Annotated in this window: 12 protein-coding genes and 1 pseudogene; 9 read left to right on the top strand and 4 right to left on the bottom strand. The window is 69.7% G+C overall.

Annotation, left to right across the window (positions count from 1 at the left end; translation table 11 throughout):
• The first annotated feature begins 151 nt into the window (after nt 1–151).
• Together clpX and OG429_RS14380 are read left to right on the top strand one after the other, a co-directional pair.
• The gene (gene clpX / locus OG429_RS14385) at nt 152–1,438 is read left to right on the top strand and encodes an ATP-dependent Clp protease ATP-binding subunit ClpX (protein ID WP_328925721.1); all 1,287 of its coding nucleotides are present in this window, start codon (nt 152–154) and stop codon (nt 1,436–1,438) included.
• A gap of 169 nt (nt 1,439–1,607) precedes the next feature.
• Complete coding sequence (locus tag OG429_RS14380) at nt 1,608–1,880, top strand: hypothetical protein (protein WP_328925720.1); 273 nt, start codon at nt 1,608–1,610, stop codon at nt 1,878–1,880.
• Between the two features lie 55 nt (nt 1,881–1,935).
• On the opposite strand, the gene OG429_RS14375 is transcribed toward OG429_RS14380, so the two are convergent.
• A complete protein-coding gene (locus OG429_RS14375) occupies nt 1,936–2,847 on the bottom strand; it encodes a hypothetical protein (protein ID WP_328925719.1) in 912 nt (303 codons plus the stop codon).
• A 106-nt stretch (nt 2,848–2,953) separates the two neighbouring features.
• Nucleotides 2,954–3,655 carry a hypothetical protein gene (locus tag OG429_RS14370; protein ID WP_328925718.1) on the bottom strand — a complete coding sequence of 234 codons (702 nt, stop codon included), beginning with the start codon at nt 3,653–3,655 and terminating at the stop codon, nt 2,954–2,956.
• Between the two features lie 98 nt (nt 3,656–3,753).
• Here OG429_RS14370 and OG429_RS14365 point away from each other — a divergent pair, with 98 nt between their 5' ends.
• Nucleotides 3,754–6,375, top strand: coding sequence for a valine--tRNA ligase (locus OG429_RS14365; RefSeq protein ID WP_328925717.1), 2,622 nt, complete (start codon nt 3,754–3,756; stop codon nt 6,373–6,375).
• Between the two features lie 180 nt (nt 6,376–6,555).
• Complete coding sequence (locus OG429_RS14360; RefSeq protein ID WP_328925716.1) at nt 6,556–7,719, top strand: sensor histidine kinase; 1,164 nt, start codon at nt 6,556–6,558, stop codon at nt 7,717–7,719.
• A gap of 209 nt (nt 7,720–7,928) precedes the next feature.
• Here the strand turns inward: OG429_RS14360 and OG429_RS14355 are convergent, their stop codons facing one another.
• Together OG429_RS14355 and OG429_RS14350 are read right to left on the bottom strand one after the other, a co-directional pair.
• Nucleotides 7,929–9,116, bottom strand: coding sequence for an IS4 family transposase (locus OG429_RS14355; RefSeq protein ID WP_328925715.1), 1,188 nt, complete (start codon nt 9,114–9,116; stop codon nt 7,929–7,931).
• A 69-nt stretch (nt 9,117–9,185) separates the two neighbouring features.
• A pseudogene (locus OG429_RS14350) lies at nt 9,186–10,236 on the bottom strand (rod shape-determining protein).
• Nucleotides 10,237–10,354: 118 nt separating this feature from the next.
• Between OG429_RS14350 and folC the strand changes: the two are divergent.
• The 5 genes from folC to mreC all read left to right on the top strand — a co-directional run bounded on the left by folC (nt 10,355) and on the right by mreC (nt 15,155).
• Nucleotides 10,355–11,887 (top strand): bifunctional tetrahydrofolate synthase/dihydrofolate synthase, encoded by a 1,533-nt coding sequence (gene folC / locus OG429_RS14345; RefSeq protein WP_328925714.1) that lies wholly within the window; start codon nt 10,355–10,357, stop codon nt 11,885–11,887.
• A 2-nt stretch (nt 11,888–11,889) separates the two neighbouring features.
• On the top strand, nt 11,890–12,258 hold the full coding sequence (locus OG429_RS14340; RefSeq protein WP_328925713.1) for a DUF4233 domain-containing protein: 369 nt from the start codon (nt 11,890–11,892) through the stop codon (nt 12,256–12,258).
• A 64-nt stretch (nt 12,259–12,322) separates the two neighbouring features.
• Nucleotides 12,323–12,733 (top strand): nucleoside-diphosphate kinase, encoded by a 411-nt coding sequence (gene ndk / locus OG429_RS14335; RefSeq protein WP_215140040.1) that lies wholly within the window; start codon nt 12,323–12,325, stop codon nt 12,731–12,733.
• A gap of 319 nt (nt 12,734–13,052) precedes the next feature.
• Nucleotides 13,053–14,072, top strand: a complete 1,020-nt coding sequence (locus tag OG429_RS14330) for a rod shape-determining protein (protein WP_008738981.1) — start codon at nt 13,053–13,055, stop codon at nt 14,070–14,072.
• Nucleotides 14,073–14,207: 135 nt separating this feature from the next.
• Nucleotides 14,208–15,155, top strand: a complete 948-nt coding sequence (mreC, locus tag OG429_RS14325; RefSeq protein ID WP_328925712.1) for a rod shape-determining protein MreC — start codon at nt 14,208–14,210, stop codon at nt 15,153–15,155.
• Nucleotides 15,156–15,157: the final 2 nt, after the last annotated feature.

Raw genomic sequence — 15,157 nt, 5'->3', positions numbered from 1 at the left:
CTTGCCGCCAATTGGCGTGGACACGCCGTCGAATTCGGCGATGTGAACCACGTCAAGGGGGCCCCGTTCGGGGCCCCCGGCAAGGTACCGTCGGATATGAGGCACCAGGAGCGCTGAACCAGGCGTCTCCCAGGCGAAGGGGAAGCACCTCGTGGCACGCATCGGTGACGGCGGCGACCTGCTCAAGTGCTCGTTCTGCGGAAAGAGCCAGAAGCAGGTGAAGAAGCTCATCGCAGGACCCGGTGTGTACATCTGCGACGAGTGCATCGACCTCTGCAACGAGATCATCGAAGAGGAACTCGCGGAGACCTCCGAGGTCCGGTGGGAGGAACTCCCCAAGCCCCGTGAGATCTACGAGTTCCTGGAGAGCTACGTCGTCGGCCAGGAGCCGGCGAAGAAGGCGCTCTCCGTCGCGGTCTACAACCACTACAAGCGGGTCCAGGCCGGCGAGAACGGCGGCGCGCAGGGCCGGGACGACGCGATCGAGCTCGCGAAGTCCAACATCCTGCTGCTGGGCCCCACGGGCTCGGGCAAGACCCTGCTGGCCCAGACGCTCGCGCGCATGCTCAACGTCCCGTTCGCCATCGCCGACGCGACGGCGCTGACGGAGGCCGGGTACGTCGGCGAGGACGTCGAGAACATCCTGCTCAAGCTGATCCAGGCCGCCGACTACGACGTCAAGAAGGCCGAGACCGGGATCATCTACATCGACGAGATCGACAAGGTCGCCCGCAAGAGCGAGAACCCGTCGATCACCCGCGATGTGAGCGGCGAGGGCGTGCAGCAGGCCCTCCTGAAGATCCTGGAAGGCACGACGGCCTCCGTCCCGCCGCAGGGCGGCCGCAAGCACCCGCACCAGGAGTTCATCCAGATCGACACGACGAACGTGCTCTTCATCGTGGGCGGCGCCTTCGCCGGCCTGGAGAAGATCATCGAGTCGCGTGCGGGCGCCAAGGGCATCGGCTTCGCGGCGACGATCCGCTCGAAGCGCGAGATCGAGGCGAGCAACCAGTTCCAGGAGGTCATGCCGGAGGACCTGGTGAAGTTCGGGATGATCCCCGAGTTCATCGGCCGCCTCCCCGTCATCACCTCCGTGCACAACCTGGACCGCGAGGCCCTGCTCCAGATCCTCATCGAGCCGCGTAACGCCCTGGTGAAGCAGTACCAGCGGTTGTTCGAACTCGACGGTGTCGAGCTGGACTTCGAGCGCGAGGCCCTCGAAGCCATCGCGGACCAGGCGATCCTCCGCCAGACGGGCGCGCGCGGCCTGCGCGCCATCATGGAGGAGGTCCTGATGTCGGTGATGTACGAGGTCCCGTCCCGCAAGGACGTGGCCCGCGTGGTCATCACCGCCGAGGTCGTCCGCTCCAACGTCAACCCGACGCTGGTCCCGCGGATCGTCCCGAAGGACCAGGGCCCGCAGGAGAAGTCGGCGTAGCCGACGACAGAACCTACGCGAAGGGGGCGCTCCCGGTCGGGGGCGCCCCCTTCGCGCGTTCAGGACTCCGATGCGCAGCAATCGGTCAATTGTTCTAGACCATCTGGCGTGGGGACGTCCCCCTTGATCAACTTCATCTCGGGAAATTCTTCTACGGAGGGACGAGAGAATGAAGAAGCGTACGCTCGGCGTTCTGGCGGCCACATTTGCTGCGGCTGCACTGCCGATCGTGGCGGCCTCACCCGCGTCGGCCTCGTCGGCTGACTGTCAGGTCTACATGCGCAACTTGGGTTACACCGTGGGTCCGAGGGTGCAGGATGCGTGCGATGTCGGCGCCACATGGGATCCCAATGGATTCAACCGCCTTGCCTGTCTGCGGGCATTGGTGGACCTTGGAGTGAAGGCCGATGACGCTTCCACGGCGTGCTACCAGCTGGCGTGAGAATGTGGGACAGGTCGGCGCGGGGCGCGTCGCCCTGCGCCGACCGCCCTCCTGATCAGGACTTGACGCGGGCCGTGTTGTAGAGCTTCGCCGCCAGCTCGGAGGTCTGCTCCAGGGTGTAGCCCGTCTTGCCCGCCATCACGGAGGCCAGGTCGGTCGCGCTGACCATGGCCAAGGTGCTGTAGTCGCCCCAGATGCAGACCGGCAGCGTGAACTGCTTCGGGCCCTTGGCCGTGGTGCTCGTGCTCGTCGAGGTGAACTTCATCTCCTGGCACTTCATCACGGCTCCCTTGAACCCCGACGGCGTCACCGCCTGGGGGCTCCCGATCAGCTCCACCGACATGGACTTGTCCTTGCCGGCGTTGAGCTTGGCCGTGGCGAAGTAGGCGTCCACCGTCTTCTCGGGGTCCGCGATCTCGCCGTAGAGGCCGGAGAAGTTCAGGGCCTTGGCCGACAGCGGGTTGCTCGGGTCGCCGGACTGGTACTGCTGCCCCACCTTGGTGGGGTTCTTGATGCCGACGGCCTCCGCCTCCGTCTTGTCCTTGTCGGTAATGGGCTTGTCCTGGTACTTCGGGTCCTTCTTGAAGTCGTCGACCGACTCCGGAGCGACCAGCTTGTAGCCCTTGGTGTCGGAAGCGACCGAGCCGCCTGCGCCGCCGCCCTTCGTGAAGTACCAGCCGGCGCCCGCGATGACCGCGACCGCGACGACCACCCCGATGATGACGCCCGCCTTGGACTTCTTCGGCGGCTGCCCGCCGTACGGGGCCTGCTGCTGCGGGTAGCCGTACGCGGGCGTCGGCGGCTGCTGGGGGTAGCCCTGCGGGGGGACGCCCGGCTGCTGCTGCGGGTAGCCGTAGCCCGGCTGGGGCGCGGGCTGCCCGTACGGGCCCGGCGGCGGGGGCTGCTGCCCGTACGGTCCGGGCTGCTGCGGCTGCTGACCGTAAGGCCCTGGCTGGTTGTAGCTCATCCCTGCGTCCCCCTTAGGAACTTCTTTAGGAACTTCTTATGTGGCTCACATCCTTGCGGAAGATCGATCGCGGCCGGGCTCCGGGGTCCCAGGCGTTACGGAACTACTACGACGTGGACACTTCCATCACGGCCCGCAGCTCACGGGCGCGCGCCGCGAGCGCGTCGATGGTCACCGGCTTGTTCTCGATGGGGACGGTGACCGTCACCAGGGAGCTGTGGTCCGCCCACATGCACATCGGCATCGAACCTTCGGCTATCACGACCGTGCCGCAGCGCATCGCGCCGCCCGCCGGGTTCCCGGCCTCGTGCGTCGTAATCTCCGCCTCCTTGAGGCCCATCCCCTTCAGGGCATTGGTGAGTTCGGCGCCGGGATCCTTGTCGTGGAAGCTGCCCGCCGCGCCGCTGACCACCAGTTGAGCGGTGCCCGCCTGGTCGGCGTACACGACGGCCACCCTCGTCGTGCCCGGCTTCGCGGGGCCCGACTGGTTCTGGCCCTGCTTGATCGCGTCGACCCGCGGTCCGGAGTCCTGCAGGCTCAGGCTCTGGAAGGTGGCGGGCGGCACGAGCTTGTAGCGGCCAGCGTCCGCGGGGCCGTCGGTCCCGCCGAGGAGCGCGGCCACGGCGAGCTTGCCGATGACGACGCCCGCGGCGATGCCCAGCACCGTCCCGACGGTCTTGAGGGCGCGCTTGCTCTTCGGCGGCGCGGGCGGCGCGGGCGGCGCGGGCGGCACGGGTGGCACGGGTGGCGCAGGTTGGGCAGGCTGTCCGGGCTGCGCCGGGAAGGTCTGCCGGCTGATCTCGTTCATGCCCGCATGAGACGGGTCCGCCGCGGCCAAGGTCAACGGGCGGCCGCTCTGCGGTATCGATTCGTAACGGAGGTGGGACCGCCCGTATCCTTTGGCTCGTGACCGAGAACACGCAGACACCCAGCAGCCCCAACTCCGAACTGCCGACCCAGTACGCGCCGGCCGAGGTAGAGGGGAAGCTCTACGAGCGCTGGGTAGAACGTGGGTATTTCGAGGCCGACGCGAAGAGCGAGAAGCCGCCGTACACCGTCGTCATCCCGCCGCCGAACGTCACGGGCTCGCTCCACCTGGGCCACGCCTTCGAGCACACGCTGATCGACGCCCTGACCCGCCGCAAGCGCATGCAGGGCTTCGAGACGCTGTGGCAGCCCGGCATGGACCACGCGGGCATCGCCACCCAGAACGTCGTCGAGCGCGAGCTCGCCAAGGAGGGCAAGTCCCGCCACGACTTGGGCCGTGAGGCCTTCGTCGAGCGCGTCTGGCAGTGGAAGGCCGAGTCCGGTGGTCAGATCTCCGGCCAGATGCGCCGCCTCGGCGACGGCGTCGACTGGTCGCGCGAGCGCTTCACCATGGACGAGGGCCTCTCGCAGGCCGTCCAGACGATCTTCAAGAAGCTCTACGACGACGAGCTGATCTACCGCGCCGAGCGCATCATCAACTGGTGTCCGCGCTGCCTCACCGCGATTTCCGACATCGAGGTCGAGTACCAGGACGACGAGGGCGAGCTCGTCTCGATCCGCTACGGCGAGGGCGACGCGTCCATCGTCGTCGCGACCACCCGCGCCGAGACGATGCTCGGTGACACCGCCGTCGCCGTCCACCCGGAGGACGAGCGCTACAAGCACCTCGTCGGCACCGAGATCGAACTGCCCCTGACCGGCCGCCGGATCCCGGTCGTCGCCGACGAGCACGTCGACCCCGCGTTCGGCACGGGCGCCGTCAAGGTGACCCCGGCGCACGACCCGAACGACTTCGAGATCGGCCAGCGCCACAACCTGCCGAACCTCGCCGTCCTGGACGAGCACGCCATCATCACGGCCCACGGCCCCTTCCAGGGCCTGGACCGGCTGGAGGCCCGCTCCGCCATCGTCGCCGCGCTGCGCGCCGACGGCCGGATCGTCGCGGAGAAGCGTCCGTACACCCACTCCGTCGGCCACTGCTCGCGCTGCAAGACCACCATCGAGCCGCGCCTGTCCATGCAGTGGTGGGTCAAGGTCGGCCCGCTGGCGAAGGCCGCCGGTGACGCGGTCCGCGACGGCAAGGTCAAGATCCACCCGCAGGAGATGGAGAAGCGGTACTTCGACTGGGTCGACAACCTGCACGACTGGTGCATCTCGCGCCAGCTGTGGTGGGGTCACCGCATCCCGGTCTGGTACGGCCCGAACGGCGAGGTCGTCTGCGTCGGCCCCGACGAGCAGCCGCCGAGCGGCGAGGGCTGGACCCAGGACACGGACGTCCTGGACACCTGGTTCTCCTCCGGTCTGTGGCCGTTCTCCACCATGGGCTGGCCGCAGCAGACCGAGAGCCTGGCGAAGTTCTACCCGAACTCCGTCCTGGTCACCGGCTACGACATCCTCTTCTTCTGGGTCGCCCGGATGATGATGTTCGGCCTGTACGCGATGGACGGCACCCCGCCGTTCCACACCATCGCCCTGCACGGCATGGTCCGCGACCAGTTCGGCAAGAAGATGTCGAAGTCCTTCGGCAACGCGGTCAACCCGCTGGACTGGATGGACACCTACGGTTCGGACGCGGTCCGCTTCACCCTGGCCCGCGGCGCCAACCCGGGCGTCGACGTCCCGATCGGCGAGGACTGGGTCCAGGCCTCCCGCAACTTCGCCAACAAGATCTGGAACGCCACGCGCTTCGCGCTGATGAACGGCGCGACGATCGAGGGCGAGCTGCCGCCGGTCGAGCAGCTGTCGGCCACCGACCGCTGGATCCTGTCCCAGCTCAACAAGACCGTGGCCGAGGTCGACGCGTTCTACGAGGACTACCAGTTCTCGAAGCTGTCGGACGCGCTGTACCACTTCGCGTGGGACGAGGTCTTCAGCTGGTACGTCGAGCTCTCGAAGACGACCTTCTTCGCGGGCGGCGAGCAGGCCCAGGTCTCCGGCCGGGTCCTCGGCGAGGTCCTCGACGTCATGCTGCGGCTGCTGCACCCGGTGGTCCCGTTCGTCACCGAGACGCTGTGGACCACGCTGACCGGCCGCGAGTCCCTGGTGATCGCCGACTGGCCGAGCGACAGCGGCTTCCGCGACGAGGCGGCCGAGGCCGAGATCGACCTCGTCAAGGCCGTCGTCACCGAGGTCCGCCGGTTCCGCAAGGAGCAGGGTCTCCAGGACGGCCAGAAGGTCCCGGCCCGCCTGGACCTGACCGGTACGGCGCTGGCCGCCCACGAGGGCGCCATCCGCCAGCTGCTGCGCCTCCAGCCCGAGGGCGACTCCTTCAGCGCCACCGCGACCCTGCCGGTCGCCGGCGCGACCGTCGCGCTCGACCTGTCGGGCACCATCGACGTGGCCGCCGAGCGCAAGCGCCTCTCCAAGGACCTCGGCGCAGCCGAGAAGGAGAAGCAGCAGGCCGAGGCGAAGCTCGGGAACGAGGCGTTCATCGCCAAGGCCCCCGACAACGTCGTGGACAAGATCAAGGGCCGTCTCGCCAAGGCCGAGGCCGACATCGCGCGGCTCCGGGCCCAGCTGGACGCGCTGCCGGCCGGCTAGCCGCCGCAAGCGAGTGAAGGCCCCCACACCGTCGGTCGATGTGGGGGCCTTCCCCGTATGCCTTCCCCGCGCGGGGGGCGGTGTCGCAGGAACTTCCGGCTTGTCTGAAGTGCCCTAAATCACTCGATATCCGGTCCCTGTGGATCCGATCCGTGGCGCTGTGCACGGATGATGGAGGGCATGCACGTCAAGCCCGTCGCCTCGGCGTTCCACCGGGCCGCGGCCCACGGCCGCCGGCTCAGCGAGGGGTGGGCCGGCTCACCGCGGGCGCTGGACGTGCTCACGGCCCTCAGCTGCCTCGCCCTGATGGCGCTGGACCTTCCCGGCCTCGCCGCCGCCGACAACTCGCTCAACGGGCCGCTCGCCGCCGTCGTGCTCGCCGCCGGCTGTTCGACCCTGCTGGTGCGGCGCCGGGCGCCCTGGGTCTCGTACCTCGCCGCGCTGCTGTTCATCGGCTGGCTGCACGAGCTCACCCTGATCCAGTTCGCCCTCTACTCGGTCGGCCGCTACCGGGGCCGCCGGGCCGGGATCCTCGCCACGCTCGGGTACGTGGCTTTCGCGCTGCTGGTGTTCAGCGTGCCGGGCTGGCCCGAGCCCAGGGTGGAGAGCCTGAGCTCCTTCCTCAGCCTGATCGTGCCCATCGGCGTGCTCGCGGCCGCCGTGGGCATCGCCGCCTACCGGCACGACCTGGTGTCGGAGCTCACCGCCCGGCGGGCCGAGTCGGCCGTGCTCCAGGCGGTCCAGCAGGAGCGCACCTCCGTCGCCCGCGACGTGCACGACTTCGTCGGGCGGGAGCTGACCCTGCTCACGGTGCGCTCCGAGGTGCTGTCGACGCGGGCGCGCGAGACCTCGTACGGGCCGGACTTCGAGGAGCTGGCCGACACCGCGCGCCGGGCCCACCTGGTGCTCAACGAGATCATCGTGCAGCGGGGGGAGCGGGCCTCGACCCCGGGGGTGGAGGGGCTGCCGGCGCTGGCGGAGGAGAGCGGGCGGGCCGGTTCGCCGGTACGGCTGGCCCTGGATCCGGACGCGCACGCGCTGTCGCCGCTGCGGCAGGCGGCGGTCTACCGGGTGGTGCAGGAGTGCCTGACGAACGCCGCCAAGCACGCGCACGGCGAGACCATCGACGTGTCGGTCACGGCGGACGGCCCCCGGCTGCGCATCGCCGTCAGCAACACCCTGCCCGCCCGGACCCCGGGCCGGGCCCCGGTCTCGGCGGGCTCGGGCACGGCGAGCATGTCCGAGCGCGTGCGCAGCCTGGGCGGAGAGCTGACGGCGAGGCGCACGGAGGACTCGTACGAGGTCGTCGCGACCCTGCCCCGCGGCGAGGCCGTGGCCGGCTAAGCGCAATGCCGTTGCTTTATGGCGGTTGGATCACGATGGCGTCGTGTGAGGGCCGGGTTGGCTGGGGCCAGTCGCGGTGGCGACTGGCCTTGGCCTTGTAGTTCGACATCTTGCGTTTGACGACCCGGGGCTGGCTGCGCAGTCGCCTCGGGGGCAGGAGCCGCTCGGTGACCTCGGCGCGGAAATGCCGCCAGGCCCTGTGCAGGTGGTCAGGGGGAAAAAGAGCCGGGCAGGATGGTCACGGTGCGGCGGGCCGCCCGCAGGGCGGTGGTGAAGGAGAGCCGGTCGCAGTCGACCGGCTCGGGACCACCGGCCGCCGCTTCGGCCATCAGCGCGCGCAGGGCGTGGTGCACCAGCAGGTGGGCATAGATCTCCTGGCGGACGCCGGTGGGGGTCTTGCTGGCCAGGACAACGGTCTTGGCGCCGCGCTGATGGGTCTTGATCTCGTCCAGGACGCTCTCGCACTCCCAGCGTTGCGGGTAGAGCGCGGCCAGGTCGGCGGCCGGGGCCCGGACCGGGTCCAGGACCGAGGTCAGCAGCACGTACTGGTCCTCGCCGGGTCGTCCCGGGTCGTCCAGGCGGTAGCGGATCACGCGGACCGCCATCGGCTCGCGGCCGGCCTTCTTGTCGTCTCCGGCCTGGATCACGGTGAGCCAGGACCCGTCGGGCAGTGTTTGCAGGACGGGCAGGCGGCGGTTGGTCTTGGCGCGGAAGCACAGGTCGGCGCCGCTGCTGGTCAGGGCTCGCCATAACCGGGTCGAGGGCAGGTTGCGGTCGCCCAGGACGAGCATGTCCTCGGTCAGTGAGCGTTCCAGGTCCTCGGCGAGGCGGACCTCGCCGTCATGCCAGCCGCCGAGCACCGCATCGACGACGGCGTGGGTGCCGCATTCGACCAGAGCGACGACCTGGACCTGCGGATATCCGCCGGTGCCTTCCCCGCGGCCGGTCCCAGGGCGGCCGAACTCAGCGGCGTTCGCCGCACTGTCGGCGACATCGAAACGGGTGCCGTCGATGGCCATCAGCCGCCAGCCCCTCCAGAACACCCCGGGCATCGCGGGCGTGCCCAGCGGTCGGGCGCATCTGTCGAACAGCGCGGCCATCGGTTCGACCCCGAGCCGTCCACGCGCCCGGAAGATGGCAGCCTTGCTCGGTGGATGCCACGACCCCCACAGCCCCGCCCACCGCAGGCCCTCAGCAAGGTGCCGCATGACCTCCAGATACGGCGCGGGCGAGAGCAATGCCATCGCCAGCAGGAAGTACACCACCAGCCGGGCCGGCAACAGCCGCCGACGCTTCTCCGTCCGGTCGCACTGGGCCACGACCTCGTCCACCAGCCACGGCGGATACATCCGGGTCAGCACACCCACCCCGGCCAGATCCGGCAGAGACGACGCCATGCCACCACCCCCGATGACGTCGTCTCACCGATCCAGATCAATGTCAACGGCATTGCGGCTAAGCGTCGCCTAGGCCTTCGCCGGGGCCGGCAGGGCGCCCGGCGTGTCCAGGTCCTCGACGCAGCGGCCCGAGCCCAGGGCCACGCAGTCCAGCGGGCTGTCGGCCACGAAGACCGGGATGCCGGTCGCCGAGGTCATCCGCAGGTCGAGGCCGGGCAGCAGCGCGCCGCCGCCGGTCAGGACGATGCCGTGCTCCATCACGTCGCCGGACAGTTCCGGCGGGCATTCCTCCAGCGTGGTGCGCACGGCGGCGATGATCGCCTCGACGGGCTCGTCGAGCGCGGCCCGTACCTCCGTCGCGGCCAAGGAGAGCGTCTTCGGCATGCCGCCGACCTTTTCGCGGCCGCGCACGGTGAAGGCGAGCGTCTCCAGCTCCGGCCGGTCCGGCACCGGCCGGGCGGATCCGATGCCCACCTTGACGTCCTCGGCGGTGCGCTCGCCGATGAGCAGGGAGTGCTCCTTGCGGACGTAGTCCATGATCGCCGCGTCGAGCCGGTCCCCGCCGACGCGCAGCGACCGGGACGTGACGATGCCTCCCAGCGAGATGACGGCGACCTCGGAGGTGCCGCCGCCGATGTCCACGACCATCGAGCCGCGGGCTTCCGCCACCGGCAGCCCGGCGCCGATGGCCGCGGCCATCGGCTCCTCGATCAGGTGAACGGTCTTCGCCCCGGCGCGGGTGGAGGCGTGGACGATGGCCCGCCGCTCGACCGGGGTGACGCCGGACGGTACGCAGACCACCATCCGGGTGCGGGGGCGCCGACCGGGGACGGCCTTGCGCACGAAGTGCCGGATCATCTCCTCGGCGGCCTCGTAGTCGCAGATCACGCCGTCCTTGAGGGGGCGGATCGCGGTGATGGACCCGGGGGTGCGGCCGATGGTCTCCTTGGCCTCCGTCCCGACGGCCAGCGCGGTGGTCGTGCCCGCCTTTCACGGCGACCACGGACGGCTCATTGAGGACGATTCCGTGGCCCCGTGCGTAGACGAGGGTGTTGGCGGTGCCCAGGTCCATCCCTATGTCGCGGCTGGAAGCTGTCTTGTTGGTGCTGGCCTGCGGCATTTGTTCCCCAATCTCCTGCCCGCAAGGCTTGCATAACGATCTCGTCGCCCCGCCCGCCGAACGTCCCGGAATGCCCGGGCCGAAAGTCCCGCGGGTCCTCGTCCGTAGACTGGGTTCCGTGAGTGAGCAGCAGCCCGAGAGCCCCGAGAGTCACAACAGCCCCTTCGATGGATCCGACGAATTCGACCAGATCATCGCGGAGGAGTCCGACCGCGACCCCGACCTGGCGGTGATCGAGGCCGGCAGCCGCACCCTGCGCGCCCAGGCCGGACCGCCCCAGGGTGACCCGGTGCCCGCCCTGCCCGCCGACCCGGAGGTCGCCAAGGCGCTGCAGGAGGTGGAGCAGGAGCTCGCCACCCGCTGGGGCGAGACCAAGCTGGAGCCGTCCGTGTCGCGGATCGCCGCGCTGATGGACGTCCTGGGAGAGCCGCAGCACGCGTACCCCTCCATCCACGTCACCGGCACGAACGGCAAGACCAGCACGGCCCGCATGATCGAGGCCCTGCTGAACGCCTTCGAGCTGCGCACCGGCCGCTACACCAGCCCGCACGTGCAGTCGGTCACCGAGCGGATCAGCCTCGACGGGGCGCCGATCACCGCCGAGCGGTTCATCGAGACGTACCAGGACGTCAAGCCGTACGTGGAGATGGTCGACGCCGCGCAGGAGTACCGGCTGTCGTTCTTCGAGGTGCTCACCGGGATGGCGTACGCGGCCTTCGCGGACGCTCCCGTCGACGCGGCCGTGATCGAGGTCGGCATGGGCGGCACCTGGGACGCGACCAACGTCATCGACGCCTCGGTCGCCGTGATCACCCCGATCAGCCTGGACCACACCGACCGGCTCGGCTCCACGCCCGGCGAGATCGCCCTGGAGAAGGGCGGCGTCATCAAGCAGGGCGCCACCGTGATCCTGGCGCAGCAGCCGGTGGACGCGGCGCAGGCGCTGCTGAAGAAGGCCGTCGAGGTCGACGCGACCGTGGCCCGCGAGGGCATGGAGTTCGGCGTGGTCTCGCGCGAGGTCGCGGTCGGCGGGCAGCAGCTGACGTTGCGCGGTGTGGGCGGCGAGTACGACGGCATCTTCCTGCCGCTGTACGGCGCGTACATGGCGCACAACGCGGCGGTGGCGCTGGCGGCGGTCGAGGCCTTCTTCGGGATCGGCCAGGAGCACGCACGCGTGCTGGACCCGGACACCGTACGGAAGGCCTTCGCCTCGGTGACCTCGCCGGGCCGCATGGAGGTCGTACGGCGCAGCCCGACGGTGGTCCTGGACGCGGCGCACAACCCGGCGGGCGCGGCGGTCACCGCGGCGGCGGTCACCGAGTCGTTCGGCTTCAGCCGGCTGATCGGCGTCGTGGCCGCGAGCGAGGGCAAGGACGTCCGGGGGGTGCTGGAGGCCTTCGAGCCGATCTTCGCCGAGGTGGTGGTGACGGAGAACTCCAGTCACCGCTCGATGGGCGCCGACGAGCTTGCGGCCGTCGCGGTCGAGGTCTTCGGCGTGGACCGGGTGCAGGTCGAGCCGCGGCTGGACGACGCCCTGGAGGCGGCGATCACCCTGGCGGAGGAAGAGGCCGAGTACGGAGGGGCCGGGGTCCTGGTGACCGGTTCCGTGATCACGGTGGGCGAGGCCCGCCTGCTGCTGAAGAGGGGCTGAGGATGCGCACGCTGTGTGCGAGCACGCTGATCGGCGAGTTCTTCGTGATCGGCTTCGCGGGCCTGGTGGCCATGAAGGACCCGGACCTGACCCAGGCGGCGGTCTGGACGGTGTGCGGGGTCAGCATGCTGCTGTCGGTGCTGCTGTGCGGGATGCTCTCGCGTCCCGGGGCGGTACAGCTGGGCTGGGCCCTGCAGATCGGCCTGATCGCGAGCGGGTTCGTCGTCCCGACGATGTTCTTCCTCGGTGCGGTCTTCGCCGCCCTGTGGTGGTGCTCGGTGCACTACGGCCGAAAGATCGACGCGGTCAAGGCCCGCTGGGCGGCCACCCAGGAGGCCGCGGCGGCCCCCGGGGCGCCTGACGCTGCGTGACGGGTCACCTTGATGGCCCTGTAGATTCGTCCTACCGCACCCGTATGCCGCAAGGAGCCGCAACATGACCCAGCGCACCCTCGTCCTGCTGAAGCCCGACGCCGTCCGTCGCGGTCTGGTCGGCGAGATCATCGGCCGTATCGAGCGGAAGGCCGGCTGGACCATCCCCGCGCTGGAGCTGCGCACGCTGGACCAGGAGACCCTGGAGGCGCACTACGGCGAGCACAAGGGCAAGCCGTTCTACGAGCCCCTCATGGGCTTCATGGCCAGCGGCCCGATCGTCGCCCTGGTCGTCGAAGGGGAACGCGCGATCGAGGGCGTCCGCCAGCTGGCGGGCCCGACCGACCCGATCGCCGCGGCGCCCGGCTCCATCCGGGGGGACTTCGGCACCATCGTCCGGGAGAACCTGATCCACGCCTCGGACTCCGAGGAGTCCGCCGAGCGCGAGCTGAAGCTGTTCTTCCCGGCGCTCTGACCCCGCGCTTCGATAACTCCGCGATCACACTTCCTGACGCGACATCAGCCGAATAGCGCTCATGACCTGGGGCGACCGAAGTAATTTCGGTCGCCCTGCGGTATTTCCGGCCGATACCGGGAACGCCTGGGCAGTACACGTCGTCACCACTGAGGGGGCGGGTATCCATTCCGGCGGGATTGCCGGAGTCCCGTCGCGCGGTGTCCGTACTCCCGGCACTACGATGGGGCCTCCACCCACACACCCACCTCGCCGACCTGACAGCAGCCGCTATCAACTGGAAGGCCAGACGCTCCTCATGGGGAACAAGGGGAACAACATGTCGTTCATCGGCCGTGACATGGCGATCGACCTCGGGACCGCCAACACGCTGGTGTACGTGAGGGGCCGGGGGATCGTCCTGAACGAGCCGTCCGTGGTCGCCATCAACACGAACACCGGTGGCATTCTGGCGGTCGGCTCCGAGGCGAAGAAGATGATCGGGCGCACGCCCGGCAACATCGTCGCCGTACGGCCCCTCAAGGACGGCGTCATCGCCGACTTCGAGATCACCGAGCGTATGCTCCGGTACTTCATCCTCAAGATCCACAAGCGCCGCTACCTGGCCCGTCCGCGTGTCGTGGTCTGCGTTCCCTCCGGCATCACCGGAGTCGAGCGCCGCGCCGTGATCGAGGCGTCCACGCAGGCCGGCGCCCGTCAGGTGCACATCATCGAAGAGCCCATGGCCGCCGCCATCGGCTCGGGCCTGCCCGTCCACGAGGCCACCGGAAACATGGTCGTGGACATCGGCGGCGGCACCACCGAGGTCGCCGTCATCTCCCTCGGCGGAATCGTCACGGCACAGTCCATCCGGGTTGCCGGTGACGAGCTGGACAACGCGATCATCCAGCACATCAAGAAGGAGTACTCGCTCCTCCTCGGCGAGCGCACCGCCGAGCAGATCAAGATCACCATCGGGTCGGCGTACGACCTCGACAAGGACGAGCACACCGAGATCCGCGGCCGAGACCTGGTCTCCGGCCTGCCCAAGACGGTCGTCATCTCGGCCGCCGAGGTCCGCAAGGCGATCGAGGAGCCCGTCAACGCCATCGTCGACGCCGTCAAGACCACCCTCGACAAGTGCCCGCCGGAACTCTCCGGCGACATCATGGACCGCGGCATCGTCCTGACCGGCGGCGGCGCCCTGCTGCGCGGCCTCGACGAGCGGCTGCGCCGTGAGACGGGCATGCCCATCCACATCGCCGAGGACCCGCTCGACTCCGTCGCCCTCGGATCGGGCAAGTGCGTCGAGGAGTTCGAGGCACTGCAGCAGGTCCTGGACGCCCAGCCCCGTCGCTGACACACACCCCTCCGAGCCGGAGGGACCATGCGGAACACACAAGGATCCGCCGTACGGGTGCTACCGAGCCCGTGCGGCGGATCGTTGATATACAGGCAAAACAACATTCCGACGAGGAAGGCACGGCCGCCGCACGTGAGGGACACACGAGAAAGCCGGCTGCTCCTGGTGCTTCTGATCGCCATCGCGTTCGCATTGATCACGGTGGACATCAGGGCAGGCGAGGAGTCTCCGGTCGACGGTGCCCGACAGGCCGCGGCAGCGGTCTTCGGCCCGGTCGAGAAGGGCGTGGCGACCGCCGTCGACCCGGTCGCCAACGCCATAGGGGCGGTACGGGACTCCGGCGAGCGCCACAACCGCATCGCCGTGCTGGAGCAGCAGAACGCGGCCCTGAAGGCCAAACTGGGCAGCGACGACCAGACCCGCAGCCGCATCCACGAGCTCGACGAGATGCTCAAGCGGGCCGGCGCCGGACAATACGGCATCAAGGGCGCCGAGGTCATCGCCATAGGAGCGGCCCAGGGCTTCTCCTGGACCGTCACCATCGACGCCGGCAGCAAGGACGGCATCGAGCGCGACATGACCGTCCTGAACGGCGACGGACTCGTCGGCCGGGTCAGCACCGTCGGCCCGGACACCGCCACCGTCGTCCTCGCCAACGACCCGGACTTCACCGTCGGGACCCGCCTGGAGAAGACCGGCGAACTCGGCTTCGCCACCGGCCAGGGCGACCGCGCGCTGTCCGTCCAGATGCTCAACGGCAAGGCCAAGGTCAGCCCCGGGGACCGCCTGGTCACCTTCGGCTCGCGCGGCAACAAGCCCTTCGTGCCCGGCGTGCCGATCGGCGAGGTCGTCAAGGTCGATCCCTCGCGCGGCGACCTGACCCGCACGGTCTGGGTACGCCCGTTCGTCGGCTTCTCGCGCCTGGACATCGTCGGCGTCGTCGTGATGCCGCCGCGCGAGGACCCGCGCGACGCCGTCCTGCCGCCCAAGCCCGAGGCCCCCAAGCCCACCCCCACGGTCACCGTCACGGTCACGCCCTCGGGGTCCGCCAGTGTGCCCGGCAAGCCGGCCGACGACTAGGA

Source organism: Streptomyces sp. NBC_00190, from assembly GCF_036203305.1.
Lineage (GTDB): Bacteria > Actinomycetota > Actinomycetes > Streptomycetales > Streptomycetaceae > Streptomyces.
This window is presented reverse-complemented; position numbering and strand designations above follow the sequence as displayed.